Origin of the sequence: Algoriphagus marinus, from assembly GCF_001936475.1 — a bacterium.
Lineage (GTDB): Bacteria > Bacteroidota > Bacteroidia > Cytophagales > Cyclobacteriaceae > Algoriphagus > Algoriphagus marinus.
In genome coordinates, this window is sequence record NZ_MSPQ01000024.1 from 1 (window position 1) to 2,993 (window position 2,993).

General features: G+C 51.0%; 1 rRNA gene. It reads left to right on the top strand.

The window, feature by feature from the left end:
• The first annotated feature begins 63 nt into the window (after positions 1 to 63).
• Positions 64 to 2,940 (top strand): 23S ribosomal RNA (locus BVC88_RS20970).
• Positions 2,941 to 2,993 lie beyond the last annotated feature (53 nt).

A 2,993-nucleotide genomic window follows, 5' to 3' on the forward strand; every position in this document is an offset into this window, starting at 1 on the left:
AAGTTCATTGACATGTTGAGCAGAAATTGTAACAGTGTGTACTAGCGATAGTACACGAAGTAGAAGTAAGTGAATAAGGGCGCACGGGGGATGCCTAGGCTCTCAGAGGCGAAGAAGGACGTGATAAGCTGCGAAAAGCTACGGGGATTGGCCAATGCGAGTTGATCCGTAGATATCCGAATGGGGCAACCCAGTCTTTAAGACTATTCCGCAAGGAAAGCGAACGTGGGGAACTGAAACATCTAAGTACCCATAGGAGGAGAAAATAATAATGATTCCGTAAGTAGTGGCGAGCGAAAGCGGAACAGCCCAAACCGCACATGTTACGGCATGTTCGGGGTTGTAGGACCTGTATAATCAAAGTCAATCCGACGAGAACAGCGTGGGAAAGCTGACCAGAGGGGGTGAGAGTCCCGTATTGGAAGGATTGATGGCGAGACGGGTATCCTGAGTAGGTCGGGACCGGAGAAATCCCGATTGAAACTGCCGGCACCATCCGGTAAGGCTAAATACTCCTGAGAGACCGATAGTGAACTAGTACCGTGAGGGAAAGGTGAAAAGTACTCCGAATAGGAGGGTGAAATAGAACCTGAAACCGTGCGCTTACAAGCGGTCGGAGCTGCGCGATGCAGTGACGGCGTGCCTTTTGCATAATGAGCCTACGAGTTACTCCTCATCGGCAAGGGTAAGGTATTCAGTACCGTACCCGGAGCGAAAGCGAGTCTGAAAGGGCGAATGAGTCGGTGGGGGTAGACGCGAAACCTAGTGATCTACCCATGGCCAGGTTGAAGTTGTGGTAACACACAATGGAGGACCGAACCGATAAGCGTTGAAAAGCTTCCGGATGAGCTGTGGGTAGGGGTGAAAGGCTAATCAAACTGGGAAATAGCTCGTACTCCCCGAAATGTTTTTAGGAACAGCGTCGGGAATTGTATGATGGAGGTAGAGCTACCGATAGGACTAGGGGGAGTCAAATCCTACCAAATCCTGACGAACTCCGAATGCCATCATATAGAACCGGCAGTGAGGGCTTGGGTGCTAAGGTCCAAGTCCGAGAGGGAAAGAACCCAGACCTTCCGCTAAGGTCCCCAAATCTAGATTAAGTTGAACAAAGGTGGTCCAGTTGCAGAGACAGCCAGGAGGTTAGCTTGGAAGCAGCTATTCCTTTAAAGAGTGCGTAACAGCTCACTGGTCGAGCGACAGGGCGTCGATAATAATCGGGCATCAAATCTAGTACCGAAGCGAAGGATTCGATCCGCCACAGGCGGACGAGTGGTAGGGGAGCATTCCAACGACAGCGAAGGTATGGCGTAAGCCGTGCTGGAGTTTTTGGAAAAGCAAATGTAGGCATAAGTAACGATAATGCGGGCGAGAAACCCGCACACCGTAAGACCCAGGTTTCCTGATCAACGTTAATCGGATCAGGGTTAGTCGGGACCTAACGCGAACCCGAGAGGGGTAGTGGATGGACAATGGGTTAATATTCCCATACTATTTATACAGGTGATGGAGTGACGGAGTGATGAAAGATCCGCCCGGTGACGGAATACCGGGTTAAAGGTAGTAGGTATTGGCAGCATAGTTAAATGCGTGCAGCTAGCCGAAGCTGATAGTACTGAGCGTTTACGGACAATCAGATAGTGATCCTAAGGGCTTCCAAGAAAAACTTCTAGCGTTAAGCGTATAGATACCCGTACCGCAAACCGACACAGGTGGTCGAGGAGAGTATCCTAAGGTGCTCGAGTGAATCATGGCTAAGGAACTCGGCAAAATAGCCCTGTAACTTCGGGAGAAGGGGCGCCCTCAGCAATGAGGGCCGCAGTGAAGAGGCCCAGGCGACTGTTTAACAAAAACACATGGCTTTGCAAAGTTTAACGACTAAGTATAAGGCCTGACACCTGCCCGGTGCTGGAAGGTTAAGAGGGGATGTTATCGCAAGAGACGCATTGAATCGAAGCCCCAGTAAACGGCGGCCGTAACTATAACGGTCCTAAGGTAGCGAAATTCCTTGTCGGGTAAGTTCCGACCTGCACGAATGGTGTAACGATCTGGGCACTGTCTCAGCCATGAGCTCGGTGAAATTGTAGTCGCGGTGAAGATGCCGCGTACCCGCAACGGGACGGAAAGACCCCATGCACCTTTACTGCAACTTAGTATTGGTACTGGACAAATGATGTGTAGGATAGGTGGGAGACTTTGAAGCGGGTTCGCCAGGATTCGTGGAGTCACTGTTGAAATACCACCCTTTGTTTGTTTGGTATCTAACCCCTAATAGGGGGACATTGCTTGGTGGGTAGTTTGACTGGGGTGGTCGCCTCCAAAAGGATAACGGAGGCTTCCAAAGGTTCCCTCAGTACGCTTGGTAACCGTACGAGGAGTGCAATAGCATAAGGGAGCTTGACTGTAAGGCCGACAAGCCGAGCAGGGTGGAAACACGGGTATAGTGATCCGGCGGTTTTGAATGGAAGAGCCGTCGCTCAAAGGATAAAAGGTACGCTGGGGATAACAGGCTGATCTCCCCCAAGAGCTCATATCGACGGGGAGGTTTGGCACCTCGATGTCGGCTCGTCACATCCTGGGGCTGAAGAAGGTCCCAAGGGTTGGGCTGTTCGCCCATTAAAGTGGCACGCGAGCTGGGTTCAGAACGTCGTGAGACAGTTCGGTCCCTATCTGTTGCGGGCGTGGGAAGTTTGCGAGGACCTGACCTTAGTACGAGAGGACCGGGTTGGACTGACCGCTGGTGTACCGGTTGTGATGCCAATTGCATTGCCGGGTAGCTACGTCGGGAAGAGATAAGCGCTGAAAGCATCTAAGTGCGAAACTCCCCTCAAGATGAGACTTCCAAATAGGGCCGTCAGAGACGATGACGTTGATAGGCTACAGGTGTAAAGGCAGTAATGTCATAGCCGAGTAGTACTAATTGCCCAAAAGCTTACGCTATCCCTGTTACAATTTCTGCAAAGACATGTTAAAAAAGTCAGAAGTCGGAAGAC